Annotated in this window: 23 protein-coding genes; 12 read left to right on the top strand and 11 right to left on the bottom strand. The window is 70.9% G+C overall.

Features of this window, described 5'->3' with window-relative positions:
• Positions 1-123 precede the first annotated feature (123 nt).
• The 4 genes from ACWD0F_RS31635 to ACWD0F_RS31620 all read left to right on the top strand — a co-directional run bounded on the left by ACWD0F_RS31635 (position 124) and on the right by ACWD0F_RS31620 (position 6,167).
• A complete protein-coding gene (locus ACWD0F_RS31635; RefSeq protein ID WP_449881803.1) occupies positions 124-3,009 on the top strand; it encodes an ATP-binding protein in 2,886 nt (961 codons plus the stop codon).
• Positions 3,010-3,120: 111 nt separating this feature from the next.
• Positions 3,121-4,350: a MurT ligase domain-containing protein gene (locus ACWD0F_RS31630; RefSeq protein ID WP_449881800.1), complete on the top strand. Its 1,230-nt coding sequence runs from the start codon at positions 3,121-3,123 to the stop codon at positions 4,348-4,350.
• Positions 4,340-5,053 (top strand): type 1 glutamine amidotransferase, encoded by a 714-nt coding sequence (locus tag ACWD0F_RS31625; RefSeq protein ID WP_449881798.1) that lies wholly within the window; start codon positions 4,340-4,342, stop codon positions 5,051-5,053. Before ACWD0F_RS31630 ends, ACWD0F_RS31625 begins: the two co-directional genes overlap by 11 nt.
• A gap of 55 nt (positions 5,054-5,108) precedes the next feature.
• A complete protein-coding gene (locus ACWD0F_RS31620; RefSeq protein ID WP_449881795.1) occupies positions 5,109-6,167 on the top strand; it encodes a YihY/virulence factor BrkB family protein in 1,059 nt (352 codons plus the stop codon).
• Positions 6,168-6,192: 25 nt separating this feature from the next.
• On the opposite strand, the gene ACWD0F_RS31615 is transcribed toward ACWD0F_RS31620, so the two are convergent.
• Positions 6,193-6,555 (bottom strand): DsrE family protein, encoded by a 363-nt coding sequence (locus ACWD0F_RS31615; protein ID WP_449881792.1) that lies wholly within the window; start codon positions 6,553-6,555, stop codon positions 6,193-6,195.
• 158 nt (positions 6,556-6,713) lie between these two features.
• Here ACWD0F_RS31615 and ACWD0F_RS31610 point away from each other — a divergent pair, with 158 nt between their 5' ends.
• The 4 genes from ACWD0F_RS31610 to ygfZ all read left to right on the top strand — a co-directional run bounded on the left by ACWD0F_RS31610 (position 6,714) and on the right by ygfZ (position 9,322).
• Positions 6,714-7,202, top strand: a complete 489-nt coding sequence (locus tag ACWD0F_RS31610) for an FABP family protein (protein WP_449881789.1) — start codon at positions 6,714-6,716, stop codon at positions 7,200-7,202.
• Positions 7,203-7,208: 6 nt separating this feature from the next.
• Entirely contained in the window at positions 7,209-7,505 is a 297-nt protein-coding gene (locus tag ACWD0F_RS31605) for a DUF2470 domain-containing protein (RefSeq protein WP_449881786.1), read from the top strand.
• Positions 7,506-7,841: 336 nt separating this feature from the next.
• The gene (locus tag ACWD0F_RS31600) at positions 7,842-8,255 is read left to right on the top strand and encodes a Fur family transcriptional regulator (RefSeq protein ID WP_449881783.1); all 414 of its coding nucleotides are present in this window, start codon (positions 7,842-7,844) and stop codon (positions 8,253-8,255) included.
• A gap of 128 nt (positions 8,256-8,383) precedes the next feature.
• The gene (gene ygfZ, locus ACWD0F_RS31595) at positions 8,384-9,322 is read left to right on the top strand and encodes a CAF17-like 4Fe-4S cluster assembly/insertion protein YgfZ (RefSeq protein WP_449881780.1); all 939 of its coding nucleotides are present in this window, start codon (positions 8,384-8,386) and stop codon (positions 9,320-9,322) included.
• A gap of 65 nt (positions 9,323-9,387) precedes the next feature.
• Here ygfZ and dtd read toward each other — a convergent pair whose 3' ends face one another.
• A complete protein-coding gene (dtd, locus tag ACWD0F_RS31590; RefSeq protein ID WP_449881778.1) occupies positions 9,388-9,813 on the bottom strand; it encodes a D-aminoacyl-tRNA deacylase in 426 nt (141 codons plus the stop codon).
• 61 nt (positions 9,814-9,874) lie between these two features.
• On the opposite strand from dtd, the gene ACWD0F_RS31585 reads away from it, so the two are divergent.
• On the top strand, positions 9,875-10,783 hold the full coding sequence (locus ACWD0F_RS31585) for an asparaginase (RefSeq protein WP_449881775.1): 909 nt from the start codon (positions 9,875-9,877) through the stop codon (positions 10,781-10,783).
• Between the two features lie 35 nt (positions 10,784-10,818).
• Here the strand turns inward: ACWD0F_RS31585 and ACWD0F_RS31580 are convergent, their stop codons facing one another.
• Together ACWD0F_RS31580 and ACWD0F_RS31575 are read right to left on the bottom strand one after the other, a co-directional pair.
• Complete coding sequence (locus ACWD0F_RS31580; RefSeq protein ID WP_449881772.1) at positions 10,819-12,426, bottom strand: DUF2207 domain-containing protein; 1,608 nt, start codon at positions 12,424-12,426, stop codon at positions 10,819-10,821.
• A 28-nt stretch (positions 12,427-12,454) separates the two neighbouring features.
• Complete coding sequence (locus tag ACWD0F_RS31575; RefSeq protein WP_449881770.1) at positions 12,455-13,525, bottom strand: FAD-dependent monooxygenase; 1,071 nt, start codon at positions 13,523-13,525, stop codon at positions 12,455-12,457.
• 111 nt (positions 13,526-13,636) lie between these two features.
• Here ACWD0F_RS31575 and ACWD0F_RS31570 point away from each other — a divergent pair, with 111 nt between their 5' ends.
• On the top strand, positions 13,637-14,644 hold the full coding sequence (locus tag ACWD0F_RS31570; protein WP_449881768.1) for a TetR/AcrR family transcriptional regulator C-terminal domain-containing protein: 1,008 nt from the start codon (positions 13,637-13,639) through the stop codon (positions 14,642-14,644).
• A gap of 94 nt (positions 14,645-14,738) precedes the next feature.
• On the opposite strand, the gene ACWD0F_RS31565 is transcribed toward ACWD0F_RS31570, so the two are convergent.
• Positions 14,739-14,972 (bottom strand): hypothetical protein, encoded by a 234-nt coding sequence (locus ACWD0F_RS31565; protein ID WP_449881767.1) that lies wholly within the window; start codon positions 14,970-14,972, stop codon positions 14,739-14,741.
• A 48-nt stretch (positions 14,973-15,020) separates the two neighbouring features.
• Positions 15,021-15,782 (bottom strand): alanyl-tRNA editing protein, encoded by a 762-nt coding sequence (locus ACWD0F_RS31560; protein ID WP_449881765.1) that lies wholly within the window; start codon positions 15,780-15,782, stop codon positions 15,021-15,023.
• 28 nt (positions 15,783-15,810) lie between these two features.
• Here ACWD0F_RS31560 and ACWD0F_RS31555 point away from each other — a divergent pair, with 28 nt between their 5' ends.
• Positions 15,811-16,479 carry an SGNH/GDSL hydrolase family protein gene (locus ACWD0F_RS31555; protein WP_449881763.1) on the top strand — a complete coding sequence of 223 codons (669 nt, stop codon included), beginning with the start codon at positions 15,811-15,813 and terminating at the stop codon, positions 16,477-16,479.
• Here ACWD0F_RS31555 and ACWD0F_RS31550 read toward each other — a convergent pair whose 3' ends face one another.
• The 5 genes from ACWD0F_RS31550 to ACWD0F_RS31530 form a co-directional block, all read right to left on the bottom strand.
• Positions 16,480-16,845 (bottom strand): DUF2516 family protein, encoded by a 366-nt coding sequence (locus tag ACWD0F_RS31550; protein WP_449881761.1) that lies wholly within the window; start codon positions 16,843-16,845, stop codon positions 16,480-16,482.
• Positions 16,846-16,972: 127 nt separating this feature from the next.
• Positions 16,973-17,389: a hypothetical protein gene (locus ACWD0F_RS31545; RefSeq protein ID WP_449881760.1), complete on the bottom strand. Its 417-nt coding sequence runs from the start codon at positions 17,387-17,389 to the stop codon at positions 16,973-16,975.
• 3 nt (positions 17,390-17,392) lie between these two features.
• On the bottom strand, positions 17,393-17,884 hold the full coding sequence (locus ACWD0F_RS31540; RefSeq protein ID WP_449881758.1) for a helix-turn-helix domain-containing protein: 492 nt from the start codon (positions 17,882-17,884) through the stop codon (positions 17,393-17,395).
• 60 nt (positions 17,885-17,944) lie between these two features.
• On the bottom strand, positions 17,945-18,835 hold the full coding sequence (locus ACWD0F_RS31535) for a M56 family metallopeptidase (protein ID WP_449881756.1): 891 nt from the start codon (positions 18,833-18,835) through the stop codon (positions 17,945-17,947).
• 11 nt (positions 18,836-18,846) lie between these two features.
• Entirely contained in the window at positions 18,847-19,203 is a 357-nt protein-coding gene (locus ACWD0F_RS31530; protein ID WP_449881754.1) for a BlaI/MecI/CopY family transcriptional regulator, read from the bottom strand.
• A gap of 134 nt (positions 19,204-19,337) precedes the next feature.
• Between ACWD0F_RS31530 and ACWD0F_RS31525 the strand changes: the two genes are divergently transcribed.
• Positions 19,338-19,853, top strand: a complete 516-nt coding sequence (locus tag ACWD0F_RS31525; protein ID WP_449881751.1) for an O-acetyl-ADP-ribose deacetylase — start codon at positions 19,338-19,340, stop codon at positions 19,851-19,853.
• The last annotated feature ends 10 nt before the right edge of the window (positions 19,854-19,863 follow it).

The following is a 19,863-nucleotide window of genomic DNA, read 5'->3' as shown; positions in this document are numbered from 1 at the left end:
GCAAAGAACCGTCCGTGGGGGAATGATATGCAGCCGAGTGTCTCGCTGAGTGGGCCCTGGTATCGAATCCAGTCGATCGCAGCACCCTCGCGAAGCTCGTCAGCGGAATGGGACTTCGTCACCGTGCTGCCGGCGGTGTTGTCGGCGGCCCAGCGCGACCGGCCGTTCGTCATCGGCTGGTTGTCGCGGGGCTCAGGAGCCCCGCTCGAACTCATCACCAACGCGGGCCCGCTGTCGCCGCCGCGTCAGCCCCGCCGGGCCACCGGCGGGCCGCCCGATCAGCCGAGCGGGCCGCAGCCGCTGCTGTTCCCCGGCGGGGCGCGCGGGGTCGAGCTCGACGACGAATACCTGGCAGACCTGGCCGACCTGGTGTGGACGCCGTGCCCCGGCCGCCAGGCGCCGCCGCTCGGGAGCAGGGGCCGCGAATACTCCGACCTCGATCCGGAGGAGCTGAAGCGGCCCACGCTGTTCGAGGCCACGCTGGTGACGCTCATGTCGCGGCCGTTCGCGTGGCTGGTGGTGGCCGAGCCGACCGACCTGCTCGACGCCGAGGTGGCGCACCTGCGTACCCAGCTCAACGTGCTGCGCCAGTACGGCGACGCCTCCGAGCGCTCCCGCTTCGACGCCGAGCGGGCCGAGCGCCGCATGCAGGAGCTGGACGCCTTCCGCGAGGCGGGGCTGTGGAACGTGCGCGTGCTGGCCGGCGGCGCCACCGCCGAGGAGCTGCGGCAGATCGCGCCCGTGCTCGTCGGGTCCGTCGAGATGAGCCACCACCCCTACCGGCTGCGCAGCTCCCACGGCGCGGTCTACGCGTTGTCGGAGGCCCTGGCGATCACCATGCAGGACCCGGCGGACGGCGCGGCGGCCCCCTTCGCCGCCACCGCGGGGGCGATGGCCGCGCTGGCGGGGCTGCCCAGGCGGGAGGTGCCGGGCGTGCGCGTGCTGGAGTCGGGCTACTTCGACGTGACCTCGGAGGCCGACGGCGGTGAGCTGGAGCTGGGGGAGATCCTCGACGGGCAGGACCGGGCGGTCGGCTCCTTCCGGGTGCCGCTGGCCACGCTGAACCGGCACGCGTTCGTCACGGGCGCGACCGGCTCCGGCAAGTCCCAGACGGTCCGGCACCTGCTGGAGCAGCTCAGCAAGGCGCGCATCCCGTGGCTGGCCATCGAGCCCGCCAAGTCCGAGTACGCCGCCATGGCCGGCCGCGTGGACGAGCCCGTCACGGTGATCAACCCGTCCGCGCCGGACGGCGTGCCGTTCAGCATCAACCCGCTGGAGCCCGAGCCCGGCTATCCGGTCCAGGCCCACATCGACATGGTGCGGGCGCTGTTCATGGCGGCCTTCGACGCCGAGGAGCCGTTCCCGCAGATCATGTCGCTGGCCCTGCAGCGCGTCTACGAGGCCACCGGCTGGGACGTCGTCACCGGCGGCGCCGTCCCCGGCTCGAACGTCCAGCCCAGCATCCCCACCCTCGAACAACTCCAGCAGCACGCCATGGACGTCATCAAGGAGATCGGCTACGGCCGCGAGGTGCAGGCCGACGTCGAGGGCTTCATCTCGCTGCGGCTGCGGTCGTTGCGGGTCGGCTCGGCCGGGCGCTTCTTCGAGGGCGGCCATCCCGCCGACATCGGCGGCCTGCTGGAGCGCGACGTCGTGCTGGCCATCGAGGACGTGGCCAACGACGAGGACAAGGCGTTCCTCATGGGCACCCTGATCATCCGCATCGTGGAGCACCTGCGCATGCGGGCCAGGAAGGAGAAGACCCACGAGCTGCGCCACGTCATCGTGATCGAGGAGGCGCACCGGCTGCTGCGCGACCGCGGCCACGGGCGGGCCTCCACGCACGCCGTGGAGCTGCTGGCGGGCCTGCTCGCGGAGATCAGGGCGTACGGCGAGGGCATCGTGGTGGCCGAGCAGATCCCGACCAAGCTCGTCTCCGACGTCGTCAAGAACACCGCGCTGAAGGTCGTGCACCGGCTGCCCGCCGAGGACGACAGGAAGCTGGTCGGCGCGGCCATGAACCTGAGCGACGAGCAGTCCCGCCACGTCGTGTCCCTGCAGCCGGGCTGCGCCGCGGTGTTCGCCGACGGGATGGACCGGCCGCTGCGCGTCCGCGTGCCGCTCGGCGAGTCCAGGGAGAAGGTGCTGCCGGGCCCGCCCCCGCCCATCCGGGGGCGCAGGTCGGCGGCGTGCGGCGCGGCCTGCCGCTCCGGGCTGGCGTGCACGCTGGTGGAGCTGCGTGAGGCCGACGTGCTCGCCGACTCGCCGGACTGGGCGTGGTTGCGCATCTGGTGCGACACCGTGGTGCTCGCCTTCGTCAGCAACCGGCCGCTGCCCGGCGTGCCGCGCGCCCTGTCGGCGGCCTGGGCCGACCTTCCGGCGCGCCGCCGGGAGTGCCTGCTCGCCACCCTCGTCGAACGCTCGGTCCAGCGGCGCGCCTGGTCGCTGCGGAGCTGGTTCGACCCGTCGCTGCTCACGGAGAAGGCGGCGGAGACCGCCACCCGGCTGCTGGGGGGCCTCGAAGGGGGCGGGGAGCGGCGGGGGGCGTCGTGGGTCATCCCGCAGGTGCGCTGGCTGCACGAGGTGGACCGGCTCTTCCCGTACGGCCAGCCCGTCCCCAACCTGCGCAGCCCCGCCCCGCCCATGGAGTACGCCCTGTTCCGCCAGGCGAGCAACGGCAACGGATCGGCCGACTACGTCCACACCGAGCTGCTCGGCCACCGGGCCAAGGCGCTGCGCCACCATCCCCTGTCCATGGAGGTGGACCACAACAGGGCGCTGGCCTGGCGGGTGATCCTCGGGGACGACGAGAACGAGGCCGTGCAGCGGGACGTCACCACCGTCGCGATCGGGATCGAGGTCACGGCCAGGGTCCGGCACGTCGCGCAGACGATGGGGGCCGCGTGGCTGGAGGGGGTGTTGTCGTGGCCCCGGCGGTTCGTGTTGCCGTTCGACCACGGGGGCGCGCCCGAGCTCGCCTTCGCCGAGTCGCCGGGCGCGCCGCTCTGACCGAGTCGGCGGCTTCGGCGAGCCGGCGAGCTCGCCGGTCTGATCGCGATGGCAGCGTGTTTTCGGGTGGATCTCCAGACTATGCGCCAACGGCGACTAGGATCCATGCACATGACCCAGCTTCCTCTGCGGGCGCAGCTCGCCAGCGCCCTGGGCCGCAGCGCCGCCACGCTGTCCCGGATGACCGGGCGCGGCGACGGCTCGGTGATCGGCGGGCGGGTCGGCCTGCTGCTTGAGCCCGACCTCCTGCGCAAGCTGGCCCGCGACCGCAAGCTGGCCCTGGTCAGCGCCACCAACGGCAAGACCACCACGACCAGGCTGATCACCTCGGCGCTGCTTGAGCTCGGCGATGTCGCCACCAACGCGTTCGGAGCCAACATGCCGGCCGGGCATGTGTCGGCGCTCTCCCAGTCCAAGACCGCCCCCTACGGCGTGCTGGAGGTGGACGAGAAATACCTGCCGGAGGTGCTCGACACGACCGGCGCGAGCGTCGTCTGCCTGATGAACCTCAGCCGCGACCAGATGGACCGCGCCGCCGAGATCTGGTTGCTGGCGCAGAAATGGCGCAGGGCCCTGTCCGGCAAGCCCACCCATGTCATCGCCAACTGCGACGACCCGCTCGTCACCTGGGGCGCCTCCACGGCCGCCAAGGTCACCTGGGTCTCCGGCGGGCAGCGGTGGAAGGAAGACTCCTGGTGCTGCCCCGAGTGCGGCGGCCCGCTCGACCGGAAGGACGCCGACTGGGCGTGCCGCGAGTGCACCTTCCACCGGCCCGAGCCGCAGTGGGCCATCGACGACGAGATGGCGGTCGACCCGCGCGGGCAGCGCTGGCGGCTCGACATCCAGCTTCCCGGCCTGGCCAACCGCTCCAACGCGGTGATGGCGCTGGCGGTGGCCGAGACGTTCGGGCTGCCGGTGGAGCGGGCGCTGCCCCGGCTGCGTGAGGTCACCTCGGTGGCGGGCCGCTACACCACCGTCGAGCGCGACGGGCGGCACGCGCGGCTGCTGCTGGCGAAGAACCCGGCCGGCTGGCTGGAGGCGTTCGACGTGTCCGATCCGCGGCTCCCGATCATCCTCTCGGTCAACGCGCAGGGCCCCGACGGCCGCGACACCTCCTGGCTCTGGGACGTCGACTACCGCATCCTGCGCGGTCGTCCCGTCTTCGTGACCGGCGACCGCCGCCTCGACCTGGCGCTCCGGCTCGACGTGGCCGACGTGCCGTTCACGCTGTGCAGCTCGTTCCCGGAGGCGCTGGCCATGCAGCCGCCCGGCCGGGTGGACGTGATCGCCAACTACACCGCCTTCCAGCGGATCCGATCGGAGTTCGGCCGTGCCGTCTGACAGCGCTCTTCGCATCGTCTGGATCTACCCTGACCTGCTGAGCACGTACGGCGACCAGGGCAACGTGCTGGTTCTGGAGCAGCGGGCGCAGCGCAGGGGCATCGCGACCGAGACGGTCCACGTCCGCTCGTCCGACCCCGTGCCGGAGACGGGCGACATCTACCTCATCGGCGGGGGCGAGGACCGGCCCCAGATTCTGGCCGCCGAGCGCCTGCGCAGGGACGGCGGCCTGCACAACGCCGTCGCCAGGGGCGCCGCCCTGCTGGCGGTGTGCGCCGGCTACCAGATCATGGGCTCCACGTTCGGCGGCGAGGAGGGCCAGCCGGTGGACGGCATCGGGCTGCTCGACATCGCCAGCTCGCGCGGCCCCGCGCGCGCGGTGGGCGAGCTGGCGGCCGAGGTGGACGCGGCGCTCAACCTGCCCATGCTGACCGGCTTCGAGAACCACATGGGCGTCACCCACCTGGGGCCCGGCGTCCGGCCGCTGTCCAAGACGGTCGTGGGCGTGGGCAATGGCGACGGGTTCGAGGGCTGCTACACGGGTCACGTCGTCGGCACCTACCTGCACGGTCCCGCGCTGGCGCGCAACCCGGCGCTGGCGGACCTGCTGCTGTCGTGGCGGGCGGGCGACCTGCTGCCGCTCGACGACTCCCGTTACGAGGCGCTGCGCCAGGAACGCCTGACGGCGGTGCTGCCTTCGTGATCCGGCTGGTCCTGATAAACCGCTAAAGCCACCAAACTGGGGTAGAACGTCCGCCGTGGGATCTACCGTCACCGTTCCCCAGACGCGCACGATGGACGGCGACGAGCTGTCCGCCGACGACGCGTGGGCGACGCTTCGCAAGTACGGCGGCTGGCATTTCGCGCGTGACTCACTGATCAGGTTCCGGTACGGCGACGGCATGAGTCACTCGCGGGCGCTGGCCTTCCAGCTCTGCCTGGCCATCATCCCCGGCGCCATCGCGCTGGTCGGGCTGAGCGCGGTCACCGACCAGGAGCAGCTCGGCCGGGTGCTGGAGCTCACGCTGAGCGGCCTGGCGCCCGGCGGCGGCGCGAAGGCCGTCAGGGAGGCGCTGGAGGGCGGGAACCGTACCCAGGACAAGCTCGCCCTCTGGCTCGGCCTGGCGACCACGCTGGCGGCGCTGACGACGGCGATGGCGCAGTTCGAGCGGGGCTCGAACCGGATCTACGGCGTTGAGCGGGACAGGCCCTTCCACCGCAAGTACGCCAGGGCGGCCGTGCTCGCGCTGACCTCCGGCGTCTTCATGATCACCGGCTTCACGGTCCTGGTCGGGGGCGGCGCGCTCGGCGAGGCGATGGCCGAGGTCTTCAAGTGGGGAGAGGGCGCGCGCCGGGCCTTCGCGTTCGCCCGCTGGCCGCTCGGCTTCCTGCTGGCCCTGATCTCCACCGTGGCGCTCTTCCGGGCCTCGCCCCGGCGCCGGCAGCCCGGCCACACCTGGATGGCCGTCGGGGCGCTCGTGGCGCTGGGCTTATGGACCCTGTTCACGCTGGCGCTGGCGCTGTACACCGAGCTCAACGGCACGTTCGGCGACACGTACGGGCCGTTGACGGCGGTCATGGCGCTGCTGTTGTGGTCGTTCCTGAGCTCGATCGCGCTCTTTCTCGGGATGGCGTTCGCGGCGCAGCTCGAAGCCTGCCGGGCGGGGTGCGCCGGGCCCGCGCACCCGGACCCGGGGCCCTCGGCCGAGGAGGAGCGTGAGCCGCTGGTGGGCGCGGTCGGGTCCGCGGTGATCGCGACCGCCAAAGGACTGCTGAGCCGGGTCGTGGCGGCCAGGTCGCGGCGCCCTGGTCAGTAGACGAGGGCGGGTCGCGGCGGCCTGGTCAGTAGACCAGGGCCTGGGCGCCCTCGCTGACCGCCTCTTCGACGAACGCCGGAGCGCCCGCGATGCGGACACCGTCGATGAGATCGTCGACCGTGATGTTCCTGCGGGCCGCGCACTGCGTGCACAGCGTCACCCGCCCGGCCGCCAGCACCGCTTCGAGCAGGTCGGGCAGCGGTGCGGCGTGCGGCAGGCTGAACTCCTTGGCCCGGCCCGGCAGCGCGAACCACGACGCCTCGCCGGTGAGCCACAAAGAGACGGGTACGCCGCTCGCGAGAGCCGCGGCCGCGACCGTGAACGCCTGGTTGCACCGCTCGGGGGCGTCGGCCCCGGCGGTCACCTTGATCACCAGTGATCGTGCCATGACCGTCACCCTAACGCCCGCCGGCCGCCGGACGAAGGAGGAGCAGGCCGATCGGGGCCGAGCGGGCGCGCGCCACCCGTCGTGATCAGGCAGGTGCCACCGGAGATCTGCTGCCGGGTGCGGGCGAGCGAGAACGCGGAGGACTAGGCTTGGGGAACATGGAAGAACCTGAGGTGCACCCCGATCTGGAGCCGATCGCGTTCCTGCTCGGCCGGTGGGAGGGCGCCGGTGTGGGCGGCTACCCGACGATCGAGAGCTTCAACTTCGGGCAGGAGATCGAGTTCGGGCACAACGGCAAGCCGTTCCTGACCTACGTGAGCCGCACCTGGCTGCTCGACGAGGCGGGCAACCGGGTCAGGCCGCTGGCCACCGAGTCGGGATACTGGCGGCCGCAGCCGGACCGGCAGATCGAGGTGACGATGGCGCACCCGACCGGGATCGTCGAGATCTACCTCGGCGAGGTCGTCTTCCACAAGATCGAGTTGCGGACGGACGTCGTCGCGCGCACCGCATCGGCGAAGGAATACACCGCCGGCCACCGGCTGTACGGACTGGTCAACGGCAATCTCATGTGGGCCTACGAGATGGCGGCCGTGGGCCATCCGCTGACCGACCATATGTCGGCGGAGCTGAAGAAGGTAGCTTGAGCCGACATGAGCACGCCTTTCTCCGCTGACGCCGTCGAGGCGATCAAGCGCCACATGAACGACGACCACACGGACGACGCCCTGATCATCGTCCGGGCGTTCGGGGGGCGGCCCGAGGCCGCGTCCGCGGTGACTAGCGACGTCGACGCGGAGGCGATCGAGTTCACGGTGGACGGAGGGGAGCGGGTGCGGGTGCCGTGGGGCGAGCCGATCACCGAGCGCGCCCAGGTCCGTAAGGCCGTGGTGCGGCTCTATCGCGACGCGTGCGACAAGCTGGGCATCGCCGCCCGCGGCGAGCACTGAGGCACCTGCGGCGAGGACAGAGGCACGCGCGGCGAGCACTGAGGCGCCGCTGAAAATAAAAGAGGGCCCCAGGCAACACTCCACCTGCTTCGCAGGTGGGCCGGATGGACCAAAGCCGGGAGTGATCTCCCGACCTCCGGCTGCCAGGGGCCCCGGTGGTTGCCTCGGTTTCGCTGAACGTCACGAGACAACAGTCCGCGTCGTCAGCGGACAACCACCTCGCTAGCCCGACTATGACTAACCATTATTCGGACCACCTCCTTTCGGCGTACTCAGAAGCTATGCGCTTCCCCGCGAAACGGGCAAGTGAATATCACCGGGTCGTAGACTCGGGGCATGACCGAGACGCAATGGCACGAGGAACTCCGTGCGAAGGGCTACCGGGTCACCCCCCAGCGCCAGCTCGTTCTCGAGGCGGTCAAGGATCTGGAGCACGCGACACCCGAGGAGATCTGCGTCAAAGTCCGCCAGACGGCTCGCGGGGTCAACATCTCGACCGTCTACCGCACGCTGGAGCTGCTGGAAGAGCTCGGCATGGTCACCCACACCCATCTCGGACACGGGGCTCCGACCTATCACCTGGCCGCTGAGGCCGATCACGTGCATCTGGTGTGCAGGGGGTGCGACGAGGTGTTCGAGGTGCGGCCGGAGCTGGCCGAAGGGCTGGTCAAGGGGCTGGACCAGGAGATGGGGTTCGCCGCCGACGTGGCCCACCTGACGGTGTTCGGCCGCTGCCGCAACTGCCGGTAGCCGGGTCCACGACCGCCCGCGCGCGTCCGGGAGGTGGCGGTGGGCGTTCGGGGGTCCGCGGTGAGCGTTGTCGGGGCCGGTGGTGGGCGGGGGAGCTCGCGGTGGCGACTGGCTATAGCCTGGAGGACATGCGTAGCCCTCTGCTCGATCTCCCCGGCGCCGTCGCGGCCGACGGGCCGGATTCCGACGTAGCCGCGCACTACGGTGACCTGTTCGCCGAGCAGCGCGCGCTGGCCAAGGGCGAGGCGGTCGTCGACCGCAGCAACCGCGAGGTGATCCGCATCTCCGGCGCCGACCGGCTGAAGTGGCTCAACGACCTGACGTCACAGAAGCTCGACACCCTCAAACCCGGTGAGTGGACGCAGACGCTCGACCTCGACCTGCAGGGTCGCGTGCTGCACCACCTGACGCTGGTCGACGACGGCGAGACCGTGCTGGCCCACGTCGAGCCGGGCACCGGGCAGAGCCTGGTCGACTATCTCGACCGGATGCGGTTCATGTTGCGCGTGGAGGTGTCGCGGGCCGACGACCTGGCCGTGCTCTCCACGGCCACGGAGGACCTCCTGGTGCCGCGCGCGGAGCTGTCCGATCATCTGGGCAGGCCGCTGGCGGGGCTGTGGGCGTACGAGGCGCTCAGGATCGAGGCGCACCGGCCGCGGCTGGGGTTCGAGACCGACCACAAGACGATTCCGCACGAGGTGGGCTGGATCGGTGCGGCCGTGCATCTGAGCAAGGGCTGCTACCGAGGCCAGGAGACGGTGGCCCGGGTGCACAACCTGGGGCATCCGCCGCGCCGGCTGGTGTTCCTGCATCTCGACGGGAGCGTCGACACGCTGCCGGCGCACGGGGCTCCGGTGATCTTCGAGAGCCAGGAGATCGGTGTGATCGGCTCGGCCGCCCGGCATCACGAGCTCGGCCCGATCGCGCTGGCGGTGGTCAAGCGTACGGTGCCGGTGGACGCGTCGTTGCTGGCCGGTGGGGTGGCCGCGGCTCAGGAGGTCGTGGTGCCGCCGGACGCTGGCCGCAACGTCTCCATCGACCCGAGCCTCCGCCGCCGCATCCGCTAGACGCTCGGACACGAGCCCCCGGGCGGCGCGACCGTCCGGGTGGCAAAGGTCCGGGGTCGGGGCCGTCAGAGGTCCAGGGTCAGGGTGATGGGGCCGTCGTTGACGAGGGACACCTTCATGTCAGCGCCGAAGACGCCCGTCTCCACATGTGCCCCGAGCCCGCGCAGCTCCGCCACCACCGCCGCCACCAGCGGCTCCGCGACCGGCCCTGGAGCCGCCGCCTGCCACGTGGGCCGGCGGCCCTTGCGCGCGTCGCCGTACAGGGTGAACTGGCTGATCACCAGGAGCGGGGCGGACACGTCCGAGCAGGACTTCTCCCCGTGCAGGATCCGCAGGCCCCACAACTTGGCGGCGAGCTTGGCCGCCTCGGCGCGCGTGTCCGTGTGCGTCACGCCCACCAGGACGAGCAGTCCCGGCTCGGCGATCGCCCCGACCGTCCGCCCTTCGACCTCTACCGAGGCCGAGCTCACTCGCTGCACCACCGCTCGCATGGGATCCCATTCTGGACCAGAAAAAACCCTTCGTAGACTCGTCCCGAAAGGGGAACGCTAAATGTCGTTGATTGTGGAAGTTGTCCGGTCCGGGTTCGTGGAGTCCACGCATCAGGCTCGCATGCTGACGGTGGACGCGGAAGGGCGCCCGGTCGAGGCGAAGGGCGCGGTGCACGTGCCCGCGTCGCCACGGTCGTCGATGAAGCCGCTCCAGGCGCTGGGCATGCTCCGCGCCGGGCTGCGGCTGGAGGGCGAGCTGCTGGCGCTCTCCTGCGCCTCCCACTCGGGCGAGCCGTTCCACGTGGACGGCGTACGGAAGATCCTCGCGGGCGCGGGGCTGGAGGAGTCGGCGCTGCGGTGCCCGGAGGACTACCCGTTCGACCGGGCGGTCTCCGAGCGCGGGCGCGTCTGGATGAACTGCTCGGGCAAACACGCCGCCATGCTGGCCACCTGCGCGCTGAACGACTGGCCGCTGACCACCTACCTGGAGCCGGCGCATCCGCTCCAGCGGGCGATCCGCCAGACGGTGGAGGATCTGACGGGGGAGCGGGTGGCGGCCTCCGGTGTGGACGGGTGCGGGGCGCCGCTGTTCTTCGTGTCGATGCTGGGGGTCACCAAGGGCTTCAGGGCGTTCCCGCTCTCGTCCGAGGACTCCTTCGAACGCAAGATCTTCGACGCCATGCGTGCCTACCCCGAGTGGACCTCGGGCACCGAGCGGGCCGAGGCGAAGCTCATGCGCGCGCTGCCGGGGCTGATGCTGAAGGCGGGGGCCGAGGGGTTCGACGCGTTCGTGTTCGAGGACGGGCGCGCCGGGACGATCAAGATCGAGGACGGTTCCACGCGGGCCCGCGTGCCCGTGACCGTGGCGGCCCTGCGCTCGCTCGGCCTGGACGCGCCCGAGCTGGCCGAGCTGGCCGCGCCGCAGGTGCTCGGCGGCGGCCGGCCCGTGGGCGAGCTGCGGATCCGCTGAAAAACCGCGGATCCGCTGGTGGTCCAGCGGGTCCGCTAGAGGGCGCGGAACTGGCGGGTGGCGGAGATGGCGCCCGAGGTCGTCGTGGTGAACGTGCGCATCGACCCGGCGAACTTGGACAGATCCCACTCGGCGGGCCCGTGGTACCAGTACAGGTTGTCCGACGGGTGGCCGTTGCCGGTGACCGAGGCCACCACCCGTGACCAGTGCTCCACACCGTCGAAGATCACCGCGTAGGGCAGGTAGCGGGAGAACAGCTCCACCCGGTGCTGTTCGGGCACCTCGCCCAGCTCCCCGGAGAACAGGTACTGGCGGAAGCCCATGGTGTGCGCCAGTGCCGCCGAGCCCTTGGCGGTCTTGGCCGGCATGTACTGGCCGCCGATGGCCAGTGCGCCGCCCGCGATGACGACGGCCAGCCCCAGCAGCCCGTACGTGGTGAACCAGGCCAGCGCCACCGTGGCCAGCAGCCCGGCGACGATCAGCAGCACGCCGATGGTCGTCCACCTGGTGCGCTCGGTGTCGGGGCGGCGGGCGAACCAGCCCTGCTTGACGACGTCGGCGTACAGGGCGTCGCGGACCTTGCCCAGGTGGGCCGCGAACGAGCCGGAGAGCTGAGACAGCAGCACCGCGTCCCGGCCGTCGAAGATGGCGTCGTACAGGGCGCGCTCGTACGGCAGGAGCGTGGTGGGAGGTGCGGCCGGCAGCCTGACCAGCATCCAGTCGGGCGCGTCGTACGTCTGGCGGGACTGCTCGTCGATCCGCAGGTAACCGCGGACCGCGAGGTCCACGATCGTGGCCGTCACGTCGACCACGTCGGCCTGCTCGTCCACCAGCGTGCCGATCTGGCCGGGCCGCACCCCGTCGGGCGGGGAGAAGTGGCCGTTCTGGACCGGATCGACCGAGCCCTGCTCGTGCCCGGCGACCCTGGCGTCGCGGCCTCGCGTCCAGTAGATCAGGGCGAGGCCGCCGAGCAGCAGCAACAGCAGGCCGGCCAAGGCGCCGCCGGTGAGGGTGTCGAGGGTGAAGGCGGCGGCCAGGGAGAACCGCTTCTCCAGGATGGGGGCGCCCTGGCTGGTGCCCTTGGGGTAGCCGACGACCACCGTCAGAGCCTGGCCGGGCGCGATGTTCTCCTGCTCGAAGTCGGCCCGGGTGGCCGAGTGGTCCATGGAGGCCGAGGTGCAGCCGATGGCCGAGGTCAGCTCCCCGGCGAAGCAGGAGAGGTTCTGTACCTGCCCGGGGCTGTCCACCTGGACCGTGGCCTTGGCGACCGGCTGGTTCCAGCCGTTCACCGCGAACCAGCGCAGCTCCTGGACACCGCCCGAGGTGGTCACCGCTCCCTTGACGTCGTACTCGACGGTCCCGCCCGTCGTCGTGAGCACGTCGCCCGCGAGGGTGCCGCCCTTGACGTTCGAGATCTGGTAGACGCGGTCGTTGCCGTCGTCGTACCGCGTCCTGGTGATGAACGTGCGCTGCAGCTTCCCCGACGCCCCGGTGATCTTCTCCACCACGTGCAGGGTGCCGTTCTCGCCCAGGGTCATCGTCACCTCGTCCGTGAACCCTGCCGCCGCTGCCACGGCGGGGGCGGTGGTCAACGTCAGAGCGGTGGCGGCCAGGACGGCCAGCGTGAGTCTGAAACCCATCATGGCGGCAAATCGTAGCGGGTCGGACTTCTCAGTCGAGCGTGATGCCGTCGGCAGCCAGCCGAACGCTTTCGGGCGCCGCGCCCCCGCCCGGGTTCTCCAGGGCCAGCGCCTGGTTCTGAGCGACGAACGGGCGCATGCGCTCCTCGTACCGCTCGAACGCCCCGTCCGTGCCGAGCTCCCGAGCCAGCACGTACGCCCCCACGACCGCCAGGCTCGTGCCCTGCCCCGACAGCGGCGAGGCGCAATAACCGGCGTCGCCCACCAGCGTGACCCGCCCCTTCGACCAGCTCGGCATCTTGACCTGCGCCATCGAGTCGAAGTAGAAGTCGTCGGCCTTCCACATGGCCTCCAGCAGCCTGGGACCCTCGTAGACCCCGCCGCAGTGCTCCTGGATCAGCGCCTTCTGCTGCTCGGCGTCGCGGTGGTCGTACACGATCGGGTCCGACTGGAAGCCCAGGTTGACCCGCATCACGCCGGTGTCCCGGTCGCTGAAGATGCCGCCGCCCGCCTCGCCCTCCTGGAACCAGGTCTGCCAGTGGTCGAGGCCGAGGAAGTTGTCGGCGGTGAAGATGGACACGTAGGTGCCGAGGTGGTGCACGAACTGCGACTCGGGGCCGAAGACCAGGTCGCGCACGTTGGAGTGCAGGCCGTCGGCGCCGATCACGTAGTCGTATCGGCCGCCGCCGCCGCTCTCGAACGTCACCTCCCCATCCTCCGTGAGCGTGGCGATCGAGTCGTCGTAGCGGTATTCGGCTCCGGAGGCGGCGATGAGGACGGTGTTCAGGTCGTCGCGCATGATCTCGACGTCCGGGCTGTCGAACCGGCCGCCGCTGAGCGTGCCCTCGGTGTCGCGCATGAGCTCGTTGCCTTCGCGGTCCACCATGGACATGCCGCGCATGGTCGTCCGCAGCGCCTTGACCTGGTCGAGGAGGCCCATCCTGGCGACGACGGTGACCGCGGCGCCCCTGATGTCGACGGCCTGGCCGCCCTTGCGGGGGCCGGGCGCCCGCTCGACGACCGTCACCTCGTGCCCGTGCCGCCGCAGCCAGTAGGCCAGGACAGGGCCGCCGACGCTTGCCCCCGAGACGAGAACCTTCATGTGTGCGCTCCTTGTGTGGACGTTGTACGCAGAGGTGAATGTACGTCGTACATACAGGCAGGCACAAGGCTATAGTGGGAAGATCTGTACTAGTACAGGAGGCTGGGAGAGTTGGACACGGGACCAGGGGCGCGCATCGCGGCCGACATCAAGCGGCGCATCGCGGACGGCCGGCTGCGGCCTGGTGACCGGGTGCCGTCCACCAGGCAGCTCGCCCGGGACTGGGGCGTCGCCCTGGCCACGGCGGCCAAGGTGCTGACGGGGCTCGCCCGGGAAGGCGTCGTGATCGCGGAGCCCCGCGTGGGCACGATCGTGGCCGAGCCACACGGCAGCAGAGCGGCGCAGGGCACGGGACCGTCCGAGCAGCAAGGCGGTGGCGCGGCGCTGTTTCAGCAGCAGCAGCAGCTTCAGCAGCAGCGGGGCGGCAGGGCGGCGCGGACGCCGGTGCCATCGGAGCGCGAGCTGACCCGCGAGCGCATCGTCCGCGCGGCCGTCGAGATCGCCGATGTCGAAGGGCTCGCCGACCTCACCATGCGCGCCGTCGCCGGCCGGCTCGGCGTGGCGACCATGTCCCTCTACCGCCACGTGGGCGGCAAGGACGACCTGGTCATGCTGATGATCGACGAGGTGATCGACCGGTTCCCGCTGCCGCAGGAGCCCCCGCAGGGCTGGCGGGCCCGGCTGGAGGTGTCGGCGCGCACCCAGTGGGCCGCCTACCGCGCCCACCCGTGGATGGCGCGGGTCACCTCACTGACCCGGCCGTTGCCGTCGCCGAGCCTGCTCAAGCACACGGAGTGGGCTCTGGCGGCGCTCGCGGGCAGCGCGCTCGACGCCACGGGCAAGATGCACGTGCACATCCTGCTCTACAGCTACGTGCAGGGCATCGCGGCCAACATCGAGCTGGAGCAGCGGGCCCGCGCCGCCACCGGGCTCACCGAGGACGAGTGGATGAGCGAGCAGGAGGATCACCTGCGCGCGATCGCCGAGTCCGGCGGCGCGACCGCCTTCATCGGGCTGGTGGACGAGCTGGGCGGCGATTTCGACCTCGACCTGGACCGGCTCTTCGACTTCGGGCTGGCCCCGCTGCTCGACGGGCTGGCAACGGTGATCGAGGGCTAGCCGGTGATCGGGATACGCAGGCGGTGGAAACCCCCGGCCCTTGCTCTCGGCCTTGGCCACCAGGTCCGCTGCGTGGAGTCCGACACCCCCCTACTCAGTCACCGGAGCTGCGGCGCCGCACCAGCGCGTTGCTGATCTGTTGCGCTGCTTCGAGCTCGGGTGCCATCCACGGAAGACCAGTGTCTCCCACCTCTGCCGGCTCGGCGATCGCCTGCGGCAACGGCCGGTCATCCACGTCGGCCTGCCACGTCGTCGGATCTGGCCGCTCGGGGAGGTGTCGGAACCGACCGCTCTGTGCCTGCTCACTCATATTAATCATGACGATCACGACACCCGCGAGGTTCCCCGCCGAATCGAGACCAGCGTTTGCGGCCCGCTAGTCGCAGATCTCGACGCGTACCCGGCGGAAGCCGCGGCCCTTGCTCTCCACCTTCGCCACCCGAAGGCGGCCGATCTGCTTGGTGGAGGCGACGTGCGTTCCGCCGTCCGCCTGGGTGTCCAGACCGGCGATATCCACGATTCGCACATCGGTGACCGTATCCGGGATCAGGTTCGTTGCGGTCCGGATGATGTCCGGAATAGCGAGAGCCTGATCGCGGGGGAGAACCCGCACGTCAATGCGTCGGTCTGCCTGAATCTCCGCATTGCAGGCGTCCTCAACGGCCTGCTTGAAGCCGGGGGGAACCTCGGGCAGGTTGAAGTCCATCCGAGCGATCCCAACGGTCTGCAGTTGGGGAGACATGGATTCGTCCATGTTGCCGCCGGTGACCAGGCAGCCGTAGTCCCTGAACACCACGCCGCACAGCACGTGCAGCCCCGAGTGCGTCCGCATGAGCGCCGAGCGCCGCTCGTCGGCCACCGCCGCCTCGACCACGGTCCCGGCGGGCGGGATGGGGTCACCCTCCACCGGGATCAGGTAGAGGTCGTCGCCCTTGCGTACCCCGGCGATGCGCGTCTCGACACCCTGCCACACCAGAACGCCGTGATCCGCCGGTTGGCCGCCCCCACCTGGATAGAATGCCGACCTGCTCAGCACGATCCCTTCGGGCGTCGCATCCAGCACGACGGCCTCGAAGTCACGCAGGCCCTGGTCCGCAAGCTCCAGCCGCTGCGTGCGCCCGTGGAGGTCGAAGGTCATGTCGGCAGCCTAGCGCCCGAGGTGGTAAGTGCGTGGCCTGAGGCCCTGGTCCCGGATCGCACCGGTCGTGGCGGTGCTGGGACTCATCTCGGGATGTGGCGCGGGCGTCCCGCCGATGCGCGCCTCGGTGGCGCCACGCGTCCCGGTGGCCGGGGCGCCACCGGTGATCATGTTCGTGGGTGACAGCTTCACCGTCGGGTCCGGTCCCGTGCCGCGCCGGCGGTCGTACGCGTCGCTGGCCGCGCGCCTGCTGGGCGGGCGGCCGGTCATCGCCGGCGCGGGCGGCACGGGCTTTCTGAACGAGGGCCGCGTCGGGCGTACGTTCGGGCGCTCGTTCGAGGAGGAGCTGTCCTGGCGGCCGGCTCCCGCGCTGCTGGTCATCTCCGGCGGCCACAACGACCGCCGGTGGAGCGCCGCCCGGGTGGGGCGCGCCGCCGCGAGCCTGCTGCGGCAGGTGCGCGGGCGCTGGCCCGGCACCAGGATCGTCATGGTCGGCCCGATCTGGCTGGGCGCCGCGCCGGAGAAGGCCTTCAGGGTGCGCGACGCGCTGGCCGAGGCGGCCGGAGGGGCGGGTGTGCCCTTCCTCGACCCGCTGCGCAGGCGCTGGCCGCCGGAGGCGCTGCTGCCGGACGGCGTGCATCCCACGTCCGCCGGTCACGAGCGCATCGCCGCCTGGCTGGCCGGCGAGCTGGCCTGATCACCAGGGGCCGTAGGGGCCGCTGTTGCCCCGCCCGCCCATGCCCTTGACGGCCGGCTTGACGTCCACGATGTAGATGGTGGCGGCGATGACGGCCAGGATCGAGAAGAAGCCCAGGCCGATGCCGATGAACTGCACGGTGCCGACGAGCAGGAACGCGTTGAAGTAACTCCACGCGCCCGCGCCGGAGAACAACGTCGCCAGCACGAGGATCACCAGCCACAGCGGCTTCTGGAGCTTGCCCGCCGAGACGAACGAGGCAGTCGGGATCCGGAGCGCGTGCACGAGCGCGTAGATCGACATGCCGAAGATGACGGTGGCGAGCACCAGGAAGAGAAGGTTGAAGACACCGTTGATCAAGTTCATGTTGTTGGCTCCGCCCAAAGGCCGCGATGAGATCCGGCTTCAGCCTAATGGGCACCCCCGACAGGCGGGCACCCCCAAAAGGAAAGGCCCGCCTCCCGATAGGTGAGAGGCGGGCATTCCGGTCAGATCAGGACTGTGCCTTGGTGGTGCGGGTCTTCTTGACCGGCTGAACAGGCTCGGCGACGGCCGGCTCGGCGGCCTCCGAGAGCTCTTCGAGCTCAAGGGCGGCCTCGCCGGTCGCCTGGCTGACGACCCGGCGGCCGCGGGTGGCGAAGTCCTCGTAGACCTCGGTGGCCTTGTGGCCGAGCAGGTCGGCGTAGTCGCGGGCCTTCTCGGGGAACTCCCTGGCGAAACCCTCGGCCTTGTCGGCGTAGGTGCGGGCCCGCTCGGGCAGGTCCTTGGCCAGCTCGGTCCGGCGCGACTGGAGCTTCTGGAGCTGCTCGGGCAGCTCGCGCAGCTTCTCCACGGCGTAGTCGCCGACACCCGCGACGACGTAGAACGGCTTGGAGTCGGTGAGCTTCTTGACCTCGGTGGCGAGCGTCATGGGTTAACCTTCCTTGGTTTCCTGGGTGCCGTTGCCGTTGCTCGAAGGCGCCGCGAAAGGCTCAAGGGCGGCGAGAAACTCCTCGGGCAGCGGTTCGTCGTCCGATGCGGAGTCGCGCTGGGGGCGAGCGTTCTGGGAGGTCTGCTCGTCCTCGGCGTGCCGCTCCTTGCGGAACGACTCATAGATGTCGATCAGCACCTGGCGCTGGCGCTCTGAAAGAAGCGCGTCGGCCCTGATCGCGGTGATCACGTCGCTGGGCGGCTCGCGGTCCTCGATGAGGCCCGCCTGCACGTAGAGCGCCTGTGAGGAGATGCGCAGACCCTTGGCGATCTGGTTGAGGATCTCCGCGCTCGGTTTGCGCAGCCCGCGCTCGATCTGGCTCAGGTAGGGGTTGGACACTCCTGCCGCCGCGGCGAGCTGGCGCAGCGAGATCTTCGCCTGCTGCCGCTGGTCGCGGATGTATTCACCGATCGAGCCGACTTTGGGTAGTGCCATGCCCCTAGTCTGCCGCGCTGTGCTTGCAATTGCAAACGCGGTGATTAACTCCAGCAAGCATCAGAGCTGGATAACCCACAGAAAGGGGGTGGTGGTGAGCAATGTCACAGACAGCGCGATGTAGCCGTAGCGCACCGACGCGGCCAGCTCGGGCCCCGGCTTGAGCAGGCGATCCACCCTGGCCATGACGTTGTGGGCGTGCACGCCCATCATGCCGTGCGGCGTGGGCATGGCGCCGGCCGTGCCGAACCGCAACAACGCCGTGGCGAGCCTGCGTGGCGAGCAGTAGCGGCGGGCACGGTCGTCGGCGGCCATCTCGATGAGCAGCTCCACCTGCGCCTGCGCGTCCGCGGCCACCTTGGACCAGGGCAGCGCCCGGCGCAGCGCGGCGAACGGCAGGAGCACCAGGTCGTGGCGCTCGCGTACGTGCGCGGCCTCGTGCGCGAGCACGGCCGCCATCTCGTCCTCCGACAGCAGCTTGAGCGCGCCCTCGCTGACCACGACCTGCGAACGCAGGCCCGGCACGCAGTAGGCCGCGGCGCTGGGATGGTCGAGCACCCGCACCCCGGGCACGCCCGGGTTTTCGTGGGAGATCAGCGCGAGCAGCATGCGGTGCCGCCGGCGCGCCCGCAGCGCCTGCACCCCCGCCGAGGCCAGCACCACGACCAGCACGGCGAACGCGGTGAGCCCCGCGATCAGCGCCAGCACGTGCAGCGGGTCCCACGCCCGCACGGGGGGCTCGCCGCGGATGAAGGCCACCAGGCCGGGCAGCACGCCCGTCCCGTAGGGCTGGACGGCGTAGGCCAGCATGGCGCCCGTGGTGGCCAGGCCCCAGGCCACGCCGACGGACTGCCAGACGATGATGGCCAGCCGGGGCGCCCGTGAGGTCCACCGGGCGGTGGTGAAACGCCAGGAGCCAAGCGCGCACGCCATCGCGAGCGCTGCCAGCATCGCTGCCGTGATCACTCTTCCTCCAGCTCCGTAAGGACTCTGCGCAGGAGCTCCGCCTCGGGGCCCGACACGGCCTGGGCGAAGCGGGTCAGGGCGGCCGATCGGTCGCCCGTCATGTCCAGCGCTTCAAGCATAAGCTCGGCGACGTAGGAGTCGCGGCTTTCGGCGGGCTGATATCTCCACGCGCGGCCGTCGCGGGTGCGCTCCAGGAAACCCTTGCGGGTGAGGCGGTCGAGGACGGTCATGACCGTGGTGGGGGCAAGATCGCGGTCGGCTATCAGTTTGCCGACCTCGCGGGCGGTCAGCGCGGTGCTCTCCGCCCAGAGGATGTCCATGATGCTGCGTTCAAGCTCGCCGAGACCCTTCACGCCCTTCAGCGTAGCTCTACAACCTGTCGAGCTGGCATTCGGGTCACACGATTTCCGGCCGTGCCGGCGGCGCCGCACCCGGTTTCCACGGGGATGTTTGCCTAGGACCCGCCGCCACTGCCACCCTCGGTGAGATGGACATCACGCTGGTGCGAGGCGACATCACCGAGCAGCGGGCGGACGCCATCGTCAACGCCGCCAACTCCTCCCTCATGGGCGGCGGCGGTGTGGACGGCGCGATCCACCGCCGCGGTGGCCCCGAGATCCTGGACGAATGCCGTAAGTTGCGGGCCTCCCATTACGGCAAGGGGCTGCCGACCGGTCAGGCGGTGGCCACCACGGCCGGGAGGCTGGGCGCGCGGTGGGTGATCCACACCGTCGGGCCGGTCTACTCGCGCTCGGAGGACCGCTCCGAGCTGCTGGCCTCCTGCTACCGGGAGGCGCTGCGGGTGGCCGACTCGCTGGGCGCGGCGTCGGTGGCCTTTCCCGCGATCTCGACCGGCATCTTCGGCTGGCCGATGGACGACGCCGCGCGGATCGCCCTGGCGGCGGTGCGGCAGGTGGACACGGGCGTGGCCGACGTCAGGTTCGTGTTGTTCGACGGCGCCGCCCACACCACGTTCGAGGCGCGCCTGTGGGGTCCCCAATGACGCCCGGGGC

The sequence above is a fragment of the Nonomuraea sp. NPDC002799 genome (assembly GCF_053592075.1).
The sequence above is the reverse complement of the archived record's forward strand: the minus strand, read 5'-3'. Positions and strand labels throughout refer to the sequence as shown.